17 protein-coding genes are annotated in these 15,396 nt (G+C 67.6%); 5 read left to right on the forward strand and 12 right to left on the reverse strand.

All coding sequences use genetic code 11. The features are described from left to right. Nucleotides 1–1,374: molybdopterin-dependent oxidoreductase (locus ACIA73_RS37430; protein WP_399443441.1), on the forward strand; the 1,374-nt coding region annotated here is incomplete at its 5' end. Nucleotides 1,375–1,503: 129 nt separating this feature from the next. Next, the gene (locus ACIA73_RS37435) at nucleotides 1,504–2,055 is read left to right on the forward strand and encodes an EF-hand domain-containing protein (protein WP_399443442.1); all 552 of its coding nucleotides are present in this window, start codon (nucleotides 1,504–1,506) and stop codon (nucleotides 2,053–2,055) included. On the opposite strand, the gene ACIA73_RS37440 is transcribed toward ACIA73_RS37435, so the two are convergent. The 3 genes from ACIA73_RS37440 to ACIA73_RS37450 all read right to left on the reverse strand — a co-directional run bounded on the left by ACIA73_RS37440 (nucleotide 1,985) and on the right by ACIA73_RS37450 (nucleotide 3,626). After that, entirely contained in the window at nucleotides 1,985–2,473 is a 489-nt protein-coding gene (locus tag ACIA73_RS37440; RefSeq protein ID WP_399443506.1) for a hypothetical protein, read from the reverse strand. The two genes, ACIA73_RS37435 and ACIA73_RS37440, sit on opposite strands and share 71 nt — an antisense overlap. Nucleotides 2,474–2,632: 159 nt before the next feature. After that, nucleotides 2,633–2,776, reverse strand: a complete 144-nt coding sequence (locus tag ACIA73_RS37445; protein ID WP_399443443.1) for a hypothetical protein — start codon at nucleotides 2,774–2,776, stop codon at nucleotides 2,633–2,635. A gap of 334 nt (nucleotides 2,777–3,110) precedes the next feature. Beyond that, nucleotides 3,111–3,626 (reverse strand): hypothetical protein, encoded by a 516-nt coding sequence (locus ACIA73_RS37450; protein ID WP_399443444.1) that lies wholly within the window; start codon nucleotides 3,624–3,626, stop codon nucleotides 3,111–3,113. Nucleotides 3,627–4,165: 539 nt separating this feature from the next. On the opposite strand from ACIA73_RS37450, the gene ACIA73_RS37455 reads away from it, so the two are divergent. Beyond that, nucleotides 4,166–4,819 (forward strand): DUF4360 domain-containing protein, encoded by a 654-nt coding sequence (locus ACIA73_RS37455; protein ID WP_399443445.1) that lies wholly within the window; start codon nucleotides 4,166–4,168, stop codon nucleotides 4,817–4,819. 217 nt (nucleotides 4,820–5,036) lie between these two features. Here ACIA73_RS37455 and ACIA73_RS37460 read toward each other — a convergent pair whose 3' ends face one another. Both ACIA73_RS37460 and ACIA73_RS37465 read right to left on the reverse strand, forming a co-directional pair. Further along, nucleotides 5,037–5,564, reverse strand: coding sequence for a DUF4352 domain-containing protein (locus ACIA73_RS37460; protein ID WP_399443446.1), 528 nt, complete (start codon nucleotides 5,562–5,564; stop codon nucleotides 5,037–5,039). A 50-nt stretch (nucleotides 5,565–5,614) separates the two neighbouring features. Continuing rightward, complete coding sequence (locus tag ACIA73_RS37465; RefSeq protein WP_399443447.1) at nucleotides 5,615–5,998, reverse strand: SH3 domain-containing protein; 384 nt, start codon at nucleotides 5,996–5,998, stop codon at nucleotides 5,615–5,617. A 540-nt stretch (nucleotides 5,999–6,538) separates the two neighbouring features. Here ACIA73_RS37465 and ACIA73_RS37470 point away from each other — a divergent pair. Further along, entirely contained in the window at nucleotides 6,539–6,988 is a 450-nt protein-coding gene (locus tag ACIA73_RS37470; protein ID WP_399443448.1) for a hypothetical protein, read from the forward strand. A 106-nt stretch (nucleotides 6,989–7,094) separates the two neighbouring features. On the opposite strand, the gene ACIA73_RS37475 is transcribed toward ACIA73_RS37470, so the two are convergent. The 7 genes from ACIA73_RS37475 to ACIA73_RS37505 form a co-directional block, all read right to left on the reverse strand. Next, nucleotides 7,095–7,238, reverse strand: coding sequence for a hypothetical protein (locus tag ACIA73_RS37475; protein WP_399443449.1), 144 nt, complete (start codon nucleotides 7,236–7,238; stop codon nucleotides 7,095–7,097). A gap of 281 nt (nucleotides 7,239–7,519) precedes the next feature. After that, a complete protein-coding gene (locus tag ACIA73_RS37480; RefSeq protein WP_399443450.1) occupies nucleotides 7,520–7,867 on the reverse strand; it encodes a hypothetical protein in 348 nt (115 codons plus the stop codon). 526 nt (nucleotides 7,868–8,393) lie between these two features. Further along, a complete protein-coding gene (locus ACIA73_RS37485; RefSeq protein WP_399443451.1) occupies nucleotides 8,394–9,563 on the reverse strand; it encodes an esterase-like activity of phytase family protein in 1,170 nt (389 codons plus the stop codon). Nucleotides 9,564–10,007: 444 nt separating this feature from the next. Next, nucleotides 10,008–10,337 (reverse strand): ATP-binding protein, encoded by a 330-nt coding sequence (locus ACIA73_RS37490; RefSeq protein ID WP_399443452.1) that lies wholly within the window; start codon nucleotides 10,335–10,337, stop codon nucleotides 10,008–10,010. A 343-nt stretch (nucleotides 10,338–10,680) separates the two neighbouring features. Then, complete coding sequence (locus tag ACIA73_RS37495) at nucleotides 10,681–10,848, reverse strand: hypothetical protein (RefSeq protein ID WP_399443453.1); 168 nt, start codon at nucleotides 10,846–10,848, stop codon at nucleotides 10,681–10,683. A 1,418-nt stretch (nucleotides 10,849–12,266) separates the two neighbouring features. After that, nucleotides 12,267–13,286, reverse strand: coding sequence for a hemolysin family protein (locus ACIA73_RS37500; protein ID WP_399443454.1), 1,020 nt, complete (start codon nucleotides 13,284–13,286; stop codon nucleotides 12,267–12,269). Next, nucleotides 13,283–14,647 (reverse strand): hemolysin family protein, encoded by a 1,365-nt coding sequence (locus ACIA73_RS37505; RefSeq protein ID WP_399443455.1) that lies wholly within the window; start codon nucleotides 14,645–14,647, stop codon nucleotides 13,283–13,285. The genes ACIA73_RS37500 and ACIA73_RS37505 overlap by 4 nt, the downstream gene beginning before the upstream one ends. Before the next feature lie 400 nt (nucleotides 14,648–15,047). On the opposite strand from ACIA73_RS37505, the gene ACIA73_RS37510 reads away from it, so the two are divergent. Beyond that, nucleotides 15,048–15,269, forward strand: a complete 222-nt coding sequence (locus ACIA73_RS37510) for a hypothetical protein (protein WP_399443456.1) — start codon at nucleotides 15,048–15,050, stop codon at nucleotides 15,267–15,269. The last annotated feature ends 127 nt before the right edge of the window (nucleotides 15,270–15,396 follow it).

The raw sequence follows: 15,396 nt of genomic DNA on the forward strand, positions 1-15,396 counted from the left end.
TCCCAACGGTCGCTCATCATGGTCAACTACGCTGTGCAACGCGCGGACCACGGCGAACAGCCGATCTGGATGTCCGTCGTACTGGCCGCCATGACCGGTTCGATGGGCCGCCCCGGCTGCGGCTGGGGCGCAGGCTACGCGACGATGGACGCGACCGGTGTTGCCCCCGGCCGTCCCTCCGTGGCCGCAATACCCAAGGTGATCAACCCCGTTGAGGACTTCATCCCGGTCGCGAGGATCGCCGACACCCTGCTGCATCCCGGGAGGATCATCGACTACGACGGGCGGCGTCTCACGCTGCCGGAGCTTCGCCTGGTCTACTGGTGCGGAGGCAATCCGTTCCACCACCACCAGGATCTGCACCGGTTGACCCGCGCCTGGCAGATTCCGGACACGGTGGTGGTGCACGAAGCCTGGTGGAACACCACCGCCAAGTTCGCGGACATCGTCCTGCCCGCCGCCACGGGACTGGAGCGCGACGACTTCGCCGCCGGGTTCTCCGACCCTCACCTCGCCGCGATGCCGAAAGTCCGCGAGCCGCAGGGAGAGTCACGCACCGACCACCAGATCTTCGCCGCCCTGGCCTCCCGGCTCGGATACGAGCAGGAATTCACCGAGGCCCGCTCCGAGAGCGAATGGGTCAGGCACCTGTACGAGCAGACGAGGGCCGCGCTCGACGACGAGGCCGCCCTGCCGGACTTCGACGCCTTCTGGCGCAGCTCCACCGCCCAGATGCCGGCGTTGACCGGACCGTTTCCCGGCAGCTTCGAGGCGCTCCGCGCGGATCCGCAGCGCTTTCCTCTGTCGACGCCGTCGGGCCGTATCGAGATCTTCTCCGAGGAGATCGACTCCTTCGGCTACGACGACTGTGCCGGGCATCCGACGTGGTTCGCACCGGCAGAGTGGCTCCACGCCGAGTTGGCGGACCGATTCCCGCTGCACCTGATCTCCAATCAGCCCGCCTCGCGCCTGCACAGTCAGTACGACAACGGTGGCCACAGCCTTGGGTCAAAGATCCGAGGCCGCGAGCCCGTGACGCTGAACCCGCTGGACGCCGCGTCGCGCGGCATCGAGAACGGCATGATCGTGCGCGTCTACAACGACCGAGGCTGCTGCCTGGCCGGCGCGGTCCTGTCGGACGACCTCATGCCGGGCATCGTGCAGCTCTCCACCGGAGCGTGGTGGGACCCCGTCCAGCCGGGCCGGGCCGGAACCCTGGACCGCCACGGCAACCCCAACGCCCTCACCGCGGACCGGCCCTGCTCGCGCCTCTCCCAGGGACCGAGTGCACTCAGCGCGCTGGTCGACGTCGAGCCATTCGGCGATGCCCCTCCTGAGGTGCTCGCCTTCACGCCACCCCGCCTCGAACACTGACACCACGGCATCCCCCTCCTCGGGCCGATCCCGCCCACGTCACGCGCATGGTGGGCCGGCCCTGACCGTCCGGAGAATCTCCACCTGCGCGTTTGCGTGTACGTAACCGAATGAATACTGTGCGCAGTCGTGACTGCATTTCAAGACCTCAAATACGGCCAGTGGTTCCGCGGCGCCGACGTCAACGGCGACGGATTCATCACCCAGCAGGACGTCCGAAAGATGAGCGAGCGCTACATCATCGCCCGCGGCGCCGCAGCCGACTCCGTAACCTCCCGCCGGCTCACCGACGGGATGGACGGGTTCTGGACGAACGTGATCGCCCCCATGGACCAGGACGGCGACGGAAAAGTCGATCTCCGCGAGATGACCGAAGGATTCCGGCGCGTCCTGACCGACCCCGCCCTGTACCCGGAACAGATCGAACCGGTAACCAACTGCTTCTTCGACCTCGTCGACCTCAACGGAGACGGCAAAATCGACCAGGCGGAGTTCCAGCAGATGTTCGACTCGGTCGCCGGCGTTCCCGGCGAGGACTGCGCCGAGGTATTCGCCGCCCTGGACCAGGACGGCTCCGGAGCACTGGACCGTGCCGAATTCCACCAGGCACTCACAGAGTTCTTCTACGGCAACAACCCGGACGCTCCTGCCAACCACCTCTTCGGGAAAGTCGCTGCCTGACGTCTCCAGATGCAGCCAGGGACTGCGCGGAGGCCGCCTCCGCGCAGGTGCGGTGCCAGGTCCCGACACCACTACAGCCTCGGCACCACAAAAGGCCGGAGACCATGCATCTGCGGGCGCTCACCATGAACGGGATGAACGCGTCCCGAGGCCGACGCGATCGTCCGCCCCGCCCGGGACGTGGCGGACGCCTCGGCGAGGTCGGCCCGGTGTCGGCGTCCCGCTGGGAGCGGGCGGTGCCGTGCCGGTCCAGGCGCATGACGGTCGCGTCGTCCTGCGAGTGACCGTTGTTGGCCTTGACGATTGCCGCGATAAGCGTGCGAGCGGCTTCGCGCGGATGCAGATCGCGCGTGCGGACGATCAGTTCTGCCTGATCGAGACTGTTGGCGCTGCGCTCCAGCATGCCGTCGGTGAGCATCACCAGCCGGTCGCCCGGGTCGACGTCGTGCCCCCTCGTGTTCGTGACGGAAAGCTGCACGGAGTCCCAGTCGATCACGTAATCGAAGGTGTCGCCCCCGACGTGATCGGCCGGCTCCAGTGCCCCGGCCACCGCGAACTGGGCGGCCTCGCACGCCAGCTATGCCGGGAGCAGCCGGTGCTGGATCTCCGCGGCCAGGCTCAGGGGGGTGGTGCGGCGGCCCCACTGGTAGACGTCGGTGAAGGACTGGTTCGCGATGATGATGTACGCCAGGGCGTGCGCGGTCTCGCCGATCCCCCGCATCACCTCAGGATCCGGAACGACAGGCAGGAACAGCTCGGGGAGCCCGATGGTGTCCCCCCCGACTGGTCACCGGAGCGACGACCCGCACCGCGGTACCTCACCCGCGTCTTCCACTCTGGGCTGTTGGGTGCGTATTACGTCGTCGTGGACGGTGCCCCGCAGCGTGATGCGAGGGGCTGGCCCGTCTGTGTCGATGCTGTCGGCCACCCCAGCCGTACGATTCCCGACAGAGTCGCTCACTTTCGGCTGCACCCTCATCCAGACCGGCACCGAGTGCTACCGCTTCCGCGATACCGAGGCAGAATGACGCACCCCCTGACCATCCCCCGCCTGTTCAGTCGCGGCCGGGGAGAGAGGTCCGCTGTTCCAGGACAGCCAACGCAGCCCGGGCCGCTTCTCCTCCCTCCGTCTGTGCCAGCAACTCCAGCGCGTGGCGATCGGCCCTGGCAAACACCGCACGCAACTCGTCGGTGAGATCGAGCCCGATCTCCTGGCCGATCCAGTCCGCGATGACGAGCGCGTCCGCCACGACGGTCGGATCGGCAGTGATCTCCGGCCCCAGCAGAGGAAGCCCGCCGTCATTGGCACCGTGAGCGAGTGCGAGGGCCACAAGCGTCCACCGCGCCGTCCGGTCTGCGGGATCGCGTTGCAGCCGGTCGGCGGCTAGGGCGTTGAGTTTGTGGACCGTGATGTCACCGTTGGCCCAGCCCTGCCAGAACTCGTCGTCTCGCGTTAGGTTTTCCAGGGCCTGGAGACCGTCGCTCAGAGCCCCCGCCATGCGCTCTGCGAACTCGCGGTGCCCGGTGTCGTCTCCGGCTCGCCGCAGCGTGCCGACCTCGTTCTGGCTCATCGACACATCATCGACGGACCGCGAGCCCTTCGCCTCCGAAAATGAAGTCGGGCTCTTCCGCACCGGGCCGGTCAGAGAGCGACTCTGCGAGCAGGGTGTGGGTGCCATGATCCGGGTGGACGCGGAGCGCATGCGGGACGGTCGGCCGGCTCGGTCACCGAATGCATGGGCCGGGCGCTGCTGCAATTGCGAGAGGCCGGGTTGGTTGCGCCCTTCTGAATGCTGCGCTCAGCATGTGAGTTGGTCGCGTTCCCTGATGCTTTCGACCGGGACCTCGACCTGTTCGAGGGTCCCTCGCTCGACGGGGCGTCCCGGGGGCCGTAAGGGGCTCCACCCCCTCCGCGCTTCACGGAATACACACACATGCTCACCTGTCGTGCACAATTCGTCACGCTGTGGTCGAATTCGGTCAACGGTCGTGGGCGACTCTCAGTGTTCCGGACAGAATCCGCCATGCCTCGGGCGCACCTGACGACCGCCCAGCGGTGACCCCGTCGAGCCCGTTCGTGCGGGGCGCCGCGTGACCGGAAGGAATGCCCATGCGCACCAACACGTTCGTCGGCGCTGCCACCCTCGCGACCGCTGCCCTCCTCCCCGCCGCACCGGCGGGCGCGTCGTCCGCCGTGCCCACGCCGCCGAGTCAGGTCACCGTCAGCCTCGTGCAGGTCAACGGCTCCGGCTGCCGACCCGGCAGTGCGTCCGTGGCCGTGTCGCAGGACAACACCGCGTTCACGGTCACGTACAGCGAATACCTGGCCCAGGTGGGCAAGGGCGCCAAGCCGGTCGACTTCCGCAAGAACTGCCAGCTCGGGCTGCGCGTGAACGTCCCGCAGGGCTACACGTACGCCGTCTTCCAGGCCGACTACCGTGGCTTCCTGAGCCTGGAGCGGGGTGCGTCCGCGACGCAGAAGTCCAGCTACTACTTCCAGGGGATGGCCGGGACGGACCGCCGCAGCCATGCGTTCCGGGGGCCGAGCAAGGGCGACTGGCAGGTGAGCGACAGGACGGGCATCGAGGCTCTCGTATTCGCCCCCTGCGGCACCACGCGCAACTTCAACATCAACACCGAACTGCTGGTGAACGGCGGAAGCTCCGACACGGAACGGACCAACAGCTTCGTGGCGATGGACTCCACGGACGGCAGCTTCAACACCAAGTACCACTTCGCCTGGAAGAAGTGCCCGGTGCGCTGACCACACGCTGAGCACTGCCAGCGACTGCTTTCTGGCTTCGTTCGCGAGCTTCACCCACGCAGCCATAGATTCAAAGGCAGTCAGAAGCAAAGTCAGATGCACACCACGGGAACCCGGCCGTTCCCGGGCCCCGCGTCCCGCACCGGTCCGGCACGGACAAACCCAGGCGACGGGCTGGTCGTGAGTGCGGTTCCACCCGATGATGCGGCGCTGCGGTTCAGCGAGGGGCGAGACGAACCGTAGCGCCCGAACTGAGAAAGGAGTCGTGCAGTTCCATTTGCACAGGGCGGGAATTCGTCGGGATGTCGAACACGACGATGCCCTCGACGGTATTGCCGGGGTTTATCTGGTTGAGGAACGACCGGCTGTCTTCCAGGAAGATCGCTGCGCCAGTGTCGGCGCTGTGTTCGTTGCTTTTGGAGTCGATCGTCTTCTGGTCGGAGCCGTTGAAGTACTGTGCCCTGTCGCCGATGTTCTTCACCGTCATGTGGGCCAGGAGGTACCGGCCTTGTGCATCGGTCCCGAACTCACCGCCCAGGTGATTGCCACCCGGCTCGATCTTCTTGACCGTGAACTCGAACTTCCCTTCCCGTACTGGCTCTCCGAGCCCGGGTGTCGTGTCCTGTTGGTCCTCTCCGACAGGCGCCGGGGCAGTCCCCGGCCGCCAGGCGCCGGGCCGGGCACCCCTGGCGACAAGCCGTGGCCGGCGGGTGCCGATCAGGTGCCCTTGAGCAGGCCCGCGCACCGGTGGCCTGTTTAAGGGCGGGAGAACAGTGTCCTCGGCGCAGGTTCCGGTCACTCGCAGGGATAGCTGGTGATGCGGACGGTGTAGGCCGAGGAGACCCAGCGGTTGGTGCCCACCTTGCGGAAGCCGTTGGTGGTGGACGACGACGCGAGGATCGTCGAGCCGTTGGCGTAGGACCCGACGACCGAGTAGCCGGTGCCGGGACCGCTCCGGATCAGCAGACCCCCGCTGGCGTTGACCTTGTAGTAGCACTGGGTGGCGAGCGCACCGGCAGGCGCGAGTTCCACGGCCGCACCCGTCGTGCGGGCGGGTGCGGCGGCCTGGGCCGCGATACCGCCGCCGAGGAGCGCGGCGGCGGACAGGGCGGCTACGGCCGCCGCGCGGGCGGCGGAGCGACGCGGTGACATGGTGCGGCGTGCTGCTGTGACAGTCATGGAATCGATTCCCCTTGCGTCGTCGGTTCTGGGTGCGGAACACGTACGTAGGAGCAGGCCCGGGCCGGGCGGGCGGTGTCACCTCTCAACGGACACCGGAGCCGCGCACGACGTTAGCGCCATCGGGGCAATCGGCCGCCTGACACACGAGAACTCCCCAACCGGAACGGGGGAAGTGGCCCGTTCCGGTTGGGGGGTGCGTAAGACCTGAATCAGCGTAATCGAGACGTCAGACACTTCGATCAACAGCCCGAGGCCTCGCGCGTTTCGCTTCACGCACTGCTACCCGATTGTCTGAATCGTGCGGAGTTCTTCACCAGGCAGTGCGTGAACGGCCACCAAGGCGATGACCAGGCGGCTTAGGGCGCGTATCGAGTTGTGATCATTCTGCGGATTCGCCCCGGTGGTGGCCGGAGGACGGGAGTTGCCTGACATCACGGGCCGTACCAGTACTGCCGAATGGTGCCGGTCCGGTGAGCCTGCTGGAGAGGAGCGCCGTTACTGTCCCCACTGGCTGAACGGTGCGTAGCGTGTGGGGGCATGACGCTGCTGCCGGATCTGCCTCAGAACAAGGCGCTGCTCGACCTGCTGCGGCAGCAGGGTGTTCCGCAGGAGCGCGGCGCCTACGGCTACGAGGGGTGGGAGGTGCATACTCACCCCGATCTGGTTGAGAGGCTTGGGGACCTTGCTCCCCAGTGGCCCGTCCTGGCGGCGTACGGGATGCCGGTGCTTGCCTCCAAGGGCATCGCCGCGGTCGTCGCCCGGAGCATGGGCATACTGCTGGTGCGCCTTCCCGTAGCGCCGGCCGAGCCCCTGGAGCCCGTAGAGCCCTGGCCGCCCCTGACGGATCCTGGCCGGGGTTGGTACTCGCTCTGCCCGTGGCAGAGCGAGCTTCCCTCGGCGGAGTCCAAGCGCCTGTTGACGCTGCTGATCCGGCATGCACTCCTGTATGCGGCGAGCCTCTCGGAGGACGACAGCATCGACTGGTAGGCGCGCCACAGAAGCCGCAGCGCGCTGGCCCGGGTGAACCCTTTGAGCTGAGAGAACAGCAGGCGCGATGACGCCAGGTCGGCCGAGAGGAATCGGAATCCGGCGCCTAGTTCGGGGCGATGGCCACGGTGGCTTCAGCGATCTGCTGTCCGACGGAGTGCCAGGTGCCGCCCTTCGGCCTCTGATGGCAGGCGCGGGCGTCCGCGCACCAGGCGAGCGTGACCGGCCTGCGCGGCACTATGACGACCATGCACCGCGACGGCCCCCACCTCCGGGGCACCCGGACGCTGGGCTTCGCCCGCACGCAGCCAGTGCAATGCCCGCACAACCCCGCACGCCTTCCCATGACCGAGCCCACCAGCCGCCAGGTACCGAGCCTGCGCCCGCGTCCACTTGCGCACCTGCTCGGTGTCGCCGATCTCGTCCAGCAACGCGAACGCCCGCGCCCCGCCTCGCCTCGCCCCGTGAACGCACCACGACGCAGGGCGGACATGCCCGCACAGAAGGCGGTGCGGGTCGGGTTCCACATCTTTAGGCGAAGAGGACCGAGCGCACCTTCAGGCGTTCCGAGCCGCCGCCCGTGTGGGGGCGCAGGGAGAAGTAGGCGTCGCCCTCGCAGTCGGCGTTCAGGAAGACCACTGCGGTGGCACCGGTACGGTTCCGCGGGGAATGCGCGGGAGGCAGATCGTTGGAGCCGGCGCCATCGAGGTTGATGCACTGCCCGCTGGGCGGGCTGTTGAGGAACCCGACCGCTTCGTAGCCTTCCTCGGTGAGGTAGGTGTAGCGGAACTGTCCGTCGGCGGCATGGGCCGAAGCGGGAAGGGTCAGAGTAAGCGCGAGAGATCCGAGAGCAGCTGCAGCGAAACGACGAAGACGCATGTGAAACGGGCTCCTTACGAAGTGGCGGGCCTGGACGCCTGAGTCTGTCCGCTGGGGGTGGACAACTGGCGCAAGGAGCCTGAGGTGCGATTCTTCGTACCTCGTTTGGCCTATAGATTCGTGTGCCGTGCCTGAACCGCTGACCACCAACAAGGCTTCCTGCGCCTGGATCCGTCAGCGGTCAGCGAGGACACGTCGTCCGCCGCGTTCTCTCGTTGTTCTTCGAATGGCGCTCTGCGGGCCGCCGGGCCGACCGCTCCGTTGGCTTCCCGACTGCTCGGCAGTGTCAACGGGGTGTGGTGCGCGCTGAGAGCCTGTGTCTAAACCCCGGCCGGGCGCCCGCCGTCTGGCACGCACGCTCGCGGCGTTGCCGAAATGCCCTAGTAGCTCCGCTACGAGGACCTTCCAGCGCCTTGCGATCGCACGCACCAGACGACGTTCGCTGATCCGACCGGGGTTTAGACACAGGCTCTGAGGTGTGGCGCGTTCAGGAGCGGTCGGTCCGTCGGTTTGGTGTTGCCGGGTCTCAGCGGATGCCGAGGGCGACGATCTGGGTGACCTCGTCGGCGGCGAAGTTGTCGTCGCTGACCAGGAGAAGGGTGCGTTCGCCGTTCGGCAGGGTCGGGCCCCACGTCATGCCCTCGGTGTTGTCGACCGTGGACAGATCGAGGTCGTGAAAGTCCACGACCAGCTTCTTGCGCATCGGCACGACCTTCTGCCCGGCAAGGGAGTCCATGTTCTGTACCTCGGTCGCGCCGCGGGTGGTGGTGTCGTAGATGCGGATCTTGAATCCTGAGCCCGCCACCCAGGTACGTTCGAGTACGAGGTAGCGGCCGGGATCGCCTGGGAAGGCGAGGACTGCGGGCACGCCGGTATCCGGCCCCCACGGGCTGGTCGGGTCGGATTCGGCGAAGATCTTCTCCAGCGGGTAGGCGAACTGCCCGAGTACGCCGCCGTCCCGGTGCTGGCGGGTGAGGCGGACCAGGGCGCCATGATCCAAGTCTGGCTCCGGGCCATCCTGGAACAGCGGTCCCTCAACGACGCTGGTGAGCGTCCTGCCGCCGTCGCCGAAGGTGATCGCCTCCACCGCCTTGTTCCGCCTGAGGCCCTGTTCTTCCCGAGTGGACTCGTAGGCGCGCGGCAGCGGCAGTTGGCCGCGGTAGCGGCCGGTCCGGGTGGCCAGCTGGATCGTCGGCTGGATCAGCGGGGCATTCGACGAATTCGGCCGGTCGCCCTCCTGCGCCCACCAGTACCGGCAGCCCCACGGGTCGACCCGTAGCTCTTCGGGGTCCACGACCTTGCCGTCGCCGGCGCCGGCCGGCGGATAGAGCGAACCGTCCGGCTGAAGGAACGGGTGGGTGCCCGTGAAGTCGAGGGAGCGCACCCCGGTTCCGTCCACATCGATCCTGGCGGTGTAGAAGCGGGCGGGCTGCAGCGCGGAGCGGTCGTCGCTGACCATGACGTACTCACCCGTGCACGGATCACGGTCGATGCCGGACAGGCCGCCAACCGTCGTGTTCCTGAAGGGGAGTTTGTGCGGAACGATCTTCTCGCCCAGCAGCCGCGCCTGCGCACCGATGCCGGGCCGGGCGGTGGTGTCCATGGTGTCGCCCCGCCCCGCTGCCACTGCCGGGGGCACCGCCGTCGCCAGGACCAGGGCCACGACACACGCGCGGCGGATCAAGGAAGTTCTCATGGCGTTGATCTTGGCCCAGCACGCCCGCCAGCACAGTCGCCCATACGTGTGATGGGGTGCATGGCCCCCACCAGGGATCCCCAAGTTCGGCCCTCGGCGCACCTCCTGGCCACCGATCCCAAGGTGCGGCAGAGACTGCGCACCGGGACGCTCGCCGAACTGGACGGCAGGCTGCAGGCTTTCGGCGTACGAGGGGCTTTCCTGTCTCTCGTACACCCGAGCCGTTCTGACCAAGGCGATGTGCCTGAATGCGGCTGCGGCTGCCTGGGCCCTTACCCGTACCGCCACGGCCGATACCGGACACGGCGGCTGTCCCGTGGGCGGAGGCGGAGGTCGCGGTGGTGGGGGAATGGGATGTGTGACGAGGGCCCGGGGGAGAGGGGCGGTGAACCCTGGGAGTGGAGGCTCGGGCCGCTCGCTTGCAGGTTCCTCCGACGGTAGCGGTCAAGTGACCTCGCCAACTGGATCACATGGCCTTGCGGGCGACGACGTCCCCGCTGGGGCCGTCCGCGAGCACGATGGACACACTGATCCACTTGTCACGGGATCCCGCCGGACCGTGAAGCTCTGGCAGACAGTCATCACGATCTCCAGGCCGTGCTGGCCGATCCGCGTCGGGTCCGGAGGCAGCACCAAGGGGAGCGTGGTGCTGCTGTCCCACACGGTCACCTGGACGGCTCCGTCCTCGACCTCCAAGGTCAGCAGACAGGGCCCGGGCGCGTACTTGCGGGCATGGGTCACCAACTCGCTCACCGCGAGCTGGACCGTACCCATCGCCCGTTTCGACACCAGCAGCCCGTGCTCGGCGCTTGTACGACTGCAGGTTGACAGACGTGAGGGTCACGCGGGTGAGTGAGATAACGATGGACACCCTGCAATACCGCTTCGACGGGCCAGAGGACGCACCTGTCCTCGTCCTGGGCCCCTCACTTGGTACCACATGGCACAAGTAGGCGAAGGAGTCCAGAGGCGTCCATCCAGTCCCGAGCGGGCGTGTATGTCCGGATTCGGGGCTGTGGGCAGGTTGGTGTCCATGGGGTTCGTGACTTTTAGGTGACACGGGTGACTCGACGAGGCCCCGCCGGCTTGCTCCGGCGGGGCCTCGTCGTGTGCTTGGTCAGGATGGGGTGGCGCTGCAGCTGGGGACTCCGTTGCGCTCCGGTTCGCCGCTTTCGAGTACGCGCAGAAGCGACGCGGTGACGACCCGGGCGGTTCGGCCGATCAGCAGCACCCGGCAGGGGAACTCTCCACGGCGCACGAGGTCGTAGCCCTTGGATCTCGACATGCCGAACGCCCGTGCTGCGTCTTCGATGCTTCCCGTTCCACTCCAGGTGGCCCGTATGTGCGTGGGTGTGTGCAGCGCTGTGTGCGCAGTGTTGCGAGGGCTGTGCATTTTTGGTTCGGCAATACCTTTCAGACGGCGCTGCTGGCAGAAGTCCCAGGGGGCGAGGGACCGTGCGGCAGCTATTTTTTGGGGAACTCGTCCACCGCTTGGGGTTTTGGTGCGTGAGCGGGAAGCGACGGTGGAGCACTAATGATCCGTAGGGTTACCGGTTTGGCCAACCGGCAATTCTGCGCTATATTCCCCCGCTTCGCAGGCGCCCTTGGGCGGTCCATGGCGGGGGTGGTGACATGGGAATGATGCTGAGTCAGCCGGTGAAAAGGGTATGCGTCCGGCTACCCGTTTAGGTGCAGGAGGCGACCGGGAAGGATTACGGGGAACGGGTCTGCTGCACGATCGGGTGACCTGTCACCCGATCGTGCAGCAGACCCGACCACTGACACCGTCTTATTCCCGCCGACCCTACGACCCGCGCCGACCAGACATGGTGACTACTCCTCAGAGACGACGTTCGCCAAGCGAACCTTCCGGCTCCGGCAGCGGGGGAAACCCGGAGCCGGAAGGGCCCATCAAGAGTCATCGCCACGCGGTGCCGAAGACACCTCAAGCGTGTAATTCGTCATGCCAGAAAGGGTGGTTACTCGGATATGCGCCGATAGCATCATGGACATGCCCGAGGCGTGGATCAGTTTCAATGCGTGTGACCGGCACAGGTACTGGTGGCGGAACGCTATCGGGACGTTGGTCCTCGGCGGTGTGGTGGTGGCGATGGTCTTGACCACGCATGAGCCGAGCAAGTGGTGGTGGGTCGGCGGCCTGGGGGCCCTCGTTGTGGTCGTGTTCGTCAGCACGGTCAACTTGATCTATGGCAGGACCCTGCTGACTGTCAGGGGGCTGGAGTTCCGAAACCTTCGTCAGCAGGCGAGCCGTCCCCTGGAGCGAGGTCACCGACATCAAGAAGCGACAGCGCGTGAGGCGGAGTGGGATTTGGTGCGACCTTCGAGTCGTCAGGGTCCGTGGGCGTTCGCTCGGGACTCCAGGGACGGTCACCAACCGGAGGGCGGACACCGAGCTTGAACGGAAGCAGGCTGCCATTCAGGAGTACCGGTCCCATGCGGTCAGCCGCTGACGGGGCTCCTGCCGCGAGAGCCTCGGCCGTGGCGGGGAAGCGGATGTCGCAGACATCGAGCCCGGAGCTTGAGGGGGACTCGAACACCGCAGCCGGGTCCAGGACGGCACGGTGAGCTGGGTTCCCCGCAGGTGGCGCGGTCCGCACGTCCGTCCCCAGTCATCTGCACCATCCGCAAGCTCGACCGCGTAGCCAGGAACACGGCCGAGCTGATGACGCTGTGACCAAGAGGTCAGGCGCGCGTTGCCGGTCCCACCAGTTCTTCCAGTACGTCCTCCATGGTGACGAAGCCGATGACGGTTCCCTTGTCCCCAGTGACGGCGGCGAGGTGAGTGCCGGCCGCCCGCATCGCGGTCATGGTGTCGTCGAGCGGTGTGTCGATCTCGACGCGGATGATGGAATGCAGGGCGCTGCGCGGGAAGGGCTGGGCCCGTTCGGCGACACCCAGCGCGTCCTTGATGTGCAGGTAGCCCAGTACCTCGTTGTCGCTGCCGGTGACCGGGAGGCGGGAGAATCCCGAGTCTGCGGCAGCGCGTTCCAGTTGCCGCGGGGTGGTCCGGTCGTCGACAGTGACGACCTTGTCCAGGGCCACCATGACCTCGCCGACCGGGCGAGTGCCCAGCTCCAGTGCGTCCCGCAGCCGTTCGCCGTCGGCGGGTTCGAGCAGGCCGGCCTCGCTGGAGTCCTTGACCAGGCGGGCGAGTTCGTCGTCGTTGAAGACGGAGGCGACCTCGTCCTTGGGCTCCACCTTGAGCAGCCGCAGCAGGGTGTTGGCGAACGCGTTGATGCCGAAGATCACCGGACGCAGTGCGCGGGTGAGGGCCACCAGCGGCGGGCCGAGCAGCAGCGCGGTCGGGGCGGGGGCGGCAAGTGCGATGTTCTTGGGGATCATCTCGCCGATCAGCATGTGCAGGTACGTCGCCGCAGCCAGAGCGATGACGAAGGCGATGGGGTGGACCAGGGCCTCGGGTACGCCGACGGCCTGGAAGGGCGGCTCCAGCAGATGCGCGATGGCCGGTTCGGCGACGGCGCCGAGCACGAGGGAGGAGATGGTGATGCCGAGCTGGGCGGTGGCCATAGCCGCGGAGAGGTGTTCCAGGCCCCACAGGGCACTGGCGGCCCTCCGGTTGCCCTTGCGGGCGGCCGGTTCGATCTGGCTGCGTCGTACGGAGATCAGAGCGAACTCCGCTCCGACGAAGAATGCGTTGGTGATCAGGGTGAAGGCGCCGATCAGCAGCTGGATAACGGTCATCGGGAATCCTCCACTCGGGTCTCGGCGGCGGCCGGGGCGGTGATGCGGACACGGTCGGCGCGGTGGTGCTGGATGTGCAGCACGGTCAGCTGCCAGCCGTCGACGTCCATCCGGTCTGCCAGGGCCGGAATGCGTTCCAGGCGGGTTGCCAGGGCCGGAATGCGTTCCAGGCGGGTTGCCAGGAGGCCGGCGAGGGTTTCGTACGGCCCGTCGGGGACGACGAAGCCGATGGCTTCGAGCTGGTCGAGGCGGATGCTTCCGTCGGCTTCCCACACGGCGCGCCCGTCGGGCGATGGCGTGGCGAGCGCGAGGTCGGGGCTCTCGTGCGGGTCGTGCTCGTCCCTGACCTCACCGACGACCTCTTCGACGATGTCCTCGACGGTGGCCACTCCGGCGGTGCCGCCGTATTCGTCGATGATGACGGCCATGGTGCGGGCTTCCCGCAGACGGCCGAGGAGTTTGTCGACCGGGAGTGAATCGGGTACCAGCAGCGGTGCGGTGGCCAGCTCCCGCACCGAGGTGCGGTCTCGCCGTGCCTCGTCCAGGGCGAGTACGTCGCGGATGTGCACGGTGCCGATCACCACGTCGAGGCTGTCTCGGTAGACGGGGAAGCGGGACAGGCCGGTGGCGAGCGTGAGGTTTGCCGCGTCGGTGGCCGTGGCGTGGGCTTCCAGCGCCTGGACGTCGATGCGCGGGGTCATGACGTTCTCGGCGGTGAGCTCGGCCAGGTGCAGGGTGCGGACGAACAGCTCTGCGGAGTCGGCCTCGATGGCGCCTTCGCGGGCGGAGTGCTGGACGAGTGCGACCAGTTCCTCGGGGGAGCGGGCCGAGGCCAGCTCTTCCTGCGGCTCCAGCCCGAATCGCCGTACGAGACGGTTCGCGGTGTTGTTCAGGTGCCGGATCAGCGGAGCAAACGCGGTGGTGAAACCGCGCTGCGGCCCCGACACCACCTTGGCGACGGCGAGCGGCCGGGAGATCGCCCAGTTCTTCGGCACCAGTTCGCCCACGACCATCAGCACCACCGTGGACAGCGCGACACCCAGCAGGGTGGCGGTGGTGGGCACCGCTCCGGCGGGCAGGCCGACAGCTTCGAGCGGGCCGCGCAACAGTACGGCCAGCGACGGCTCCGCGAGCATGCCGATGACCAGGGACGTGACGGTGATGCCGAGTTGCGCACCGGAGAGCTGGAAGGTCAGCCGCTTGGCGGCCTTGAGCGCGCTCGCGGCACCCCGTTCACCGTTCTCCACGGCCCGCTCCAGCTCACTGCGCTCCAGCGTGGTCAGGGAGAACTCAGCCGCGACGAACACCGCGCAGGCGAGGGTGAGCGCCAGCGCCAGAAGCAGGAGGAGTACTTCCGTCACCGTGCCACCCCCGCTCCGTGGCTCAAGTCGAGCGGGCGGGGCGTGGCACGGTTCGTACTGGGAGGCTCACCCATTGCGGGTCTGATGCTCCTTCTTTGACCAGGCGGATCGGGCGGATCCGAGAGTTGCTCGGGGCGGAACGATATGACCACCCCAATGGTAAAGCACGGGTAAAAACTCCGTCGCTCGACGCCGCGTGCGCTACAGCGAGGCTGCTTTTCGGACGTTTCCGTGCGGCGCGGCGCCGTTCCGCCCTCGGAGGCGGGAGTCGCCCCTATGCTTCTACACGTTTGTAGAAAACGCGAGGGCGTGCCGGGATTTCCGGCACGCCCCTGGGCTTCAGGTGCCCCGGATGCGGTTGCCCTCGCGCTCGCCCGCTCAGTGCTTCTGGAGGATTTACATGGCTTCTCTCGACCTGGACAAGGTGCTGGACAAGGCTTGGGCGGACAAGGCTCTGCCGGAGATTCTGGCAGCTCCCGCGTCGGCGCTGAAGGGTGTCTCGGACCGTGACGGCGAGCTCCTGAAGGAGGCGTTCGGCGTCAAGACCGTAGCTGATCTTGCCGAGCTGAAGTACGTCCGGTGGGCTCAGGCCCTGGCTGCCCTGGACGCGGCTTCCAAGTAGTTGACTCCGGCGGGGGGGGGGGGGGGGGGGGGGGGGGGGGGGGGGGGGGGCGGGGGCGGGGCGCGGGCGCCCCCCCCGCCCCCCCCCCCCCGCGAACGAGGGGAGGGGGGGGGGGGGGGGGGGGGGC

This window comes from Streptomyces sp. NPDC051561 (assembly GCF_044454195.1).
Lineage (GTDB): Bacteria > Actinomycetota > Actinomycetes > Streptomycetales > Streptomycetaceae > Streptomyces.

Coding starts and splice junctions, on each gene's coding strand:
- ACIA73_RS37465 (WP_399443447.1), bottom strand. CDS start 5,998: ATGACTGTCACAGCAGCACGCCGCACCATGTCACCGCGTCGCTCCGCC.
- ACIA73_RS37440 (WP_399443506.1), bottom strand. CDS start 2,473: ATGCTCACCGACGGCATGCTGGAGCGCAGCGCCAACAGTCTCGATCAG.
- ACIA73_RS37495 (WP_399443453.1), bottom strand. CDS start 10,848: ATGTCGAGATCCAAGGGCTACGACCTCGTGCGCCGTGGAGAGTTCCCC.
- ACIA73_RS37510 (WP_399443456.1), top strand. CDS start 15,048: ATGGCTTCTCTCGACCTGGACAAGGTGCTGGACAAGGCTTGGGCGGAC.
- ACIA73_RS37445 (WP_399443443.1), bottom strand. CDS start 2,776: ATGCGGGGGATCGGCGAGACCGCGCACGCCCTGGCGTACATCATCATC.
- ACIA73_RS37480 (WP_399443450.1), bottom strand. CDS start 7,867: ATGCGTCTTCGTCGTTTCGCTGCAGCTGCTCTCGGATCTCTCGCGCTT.
- ACIA73_RS37470 (WP_399443448.1), top strand. CDS start 6,539: ATGACGCTGCTGCCGGATCTGCCTCAGAACAAGGCGCTGCTCGACCTG.
- ACIA73_RS37485 (WP_399443451.1), bottom strand. CDS start 9,563: ATGAGAACTTCCTTGATCCGCCGCGCGTGTGTCGTGGCCCTGGTCCTG.
- ACIA73_RS37450 (WP_399443444.1), bottom strand. CDS start 3,626: ATGAGCCAGAACGAGGTCGGCACGCTGCGGCGAGCCGGAGACGACACC.
- ACIA73_RS37455 (WP_399443445.1), top strand. CDS start 4,166: ATGCGCACCAACACGTTCGTCGGCGCTGCCACCCTCGCGACCGCTGCC.
- ACIA73_RS37475 (WP_399443449.1), bottom strand. CDS start 7,238: ATGGTCGTCATAGTGCCGCGCAGGCCGGTCACGCTCGCCTGGTGCGCG.
- ACIA73_RS37490 (WP_399443452.1), bottom strand. CDS start 10,337: ATGGGTACGGTCCAGCTCGCGGTGAGCGAGTTGGTGACCCATGCCCGC.
- ACIA73_RS37500 (WP_399443454.1), bottom strand. CDS start 13,286: ATGACCGTTATCCAGCTGCTGATCGGCGCCTTCACCCTGATCACCAAC.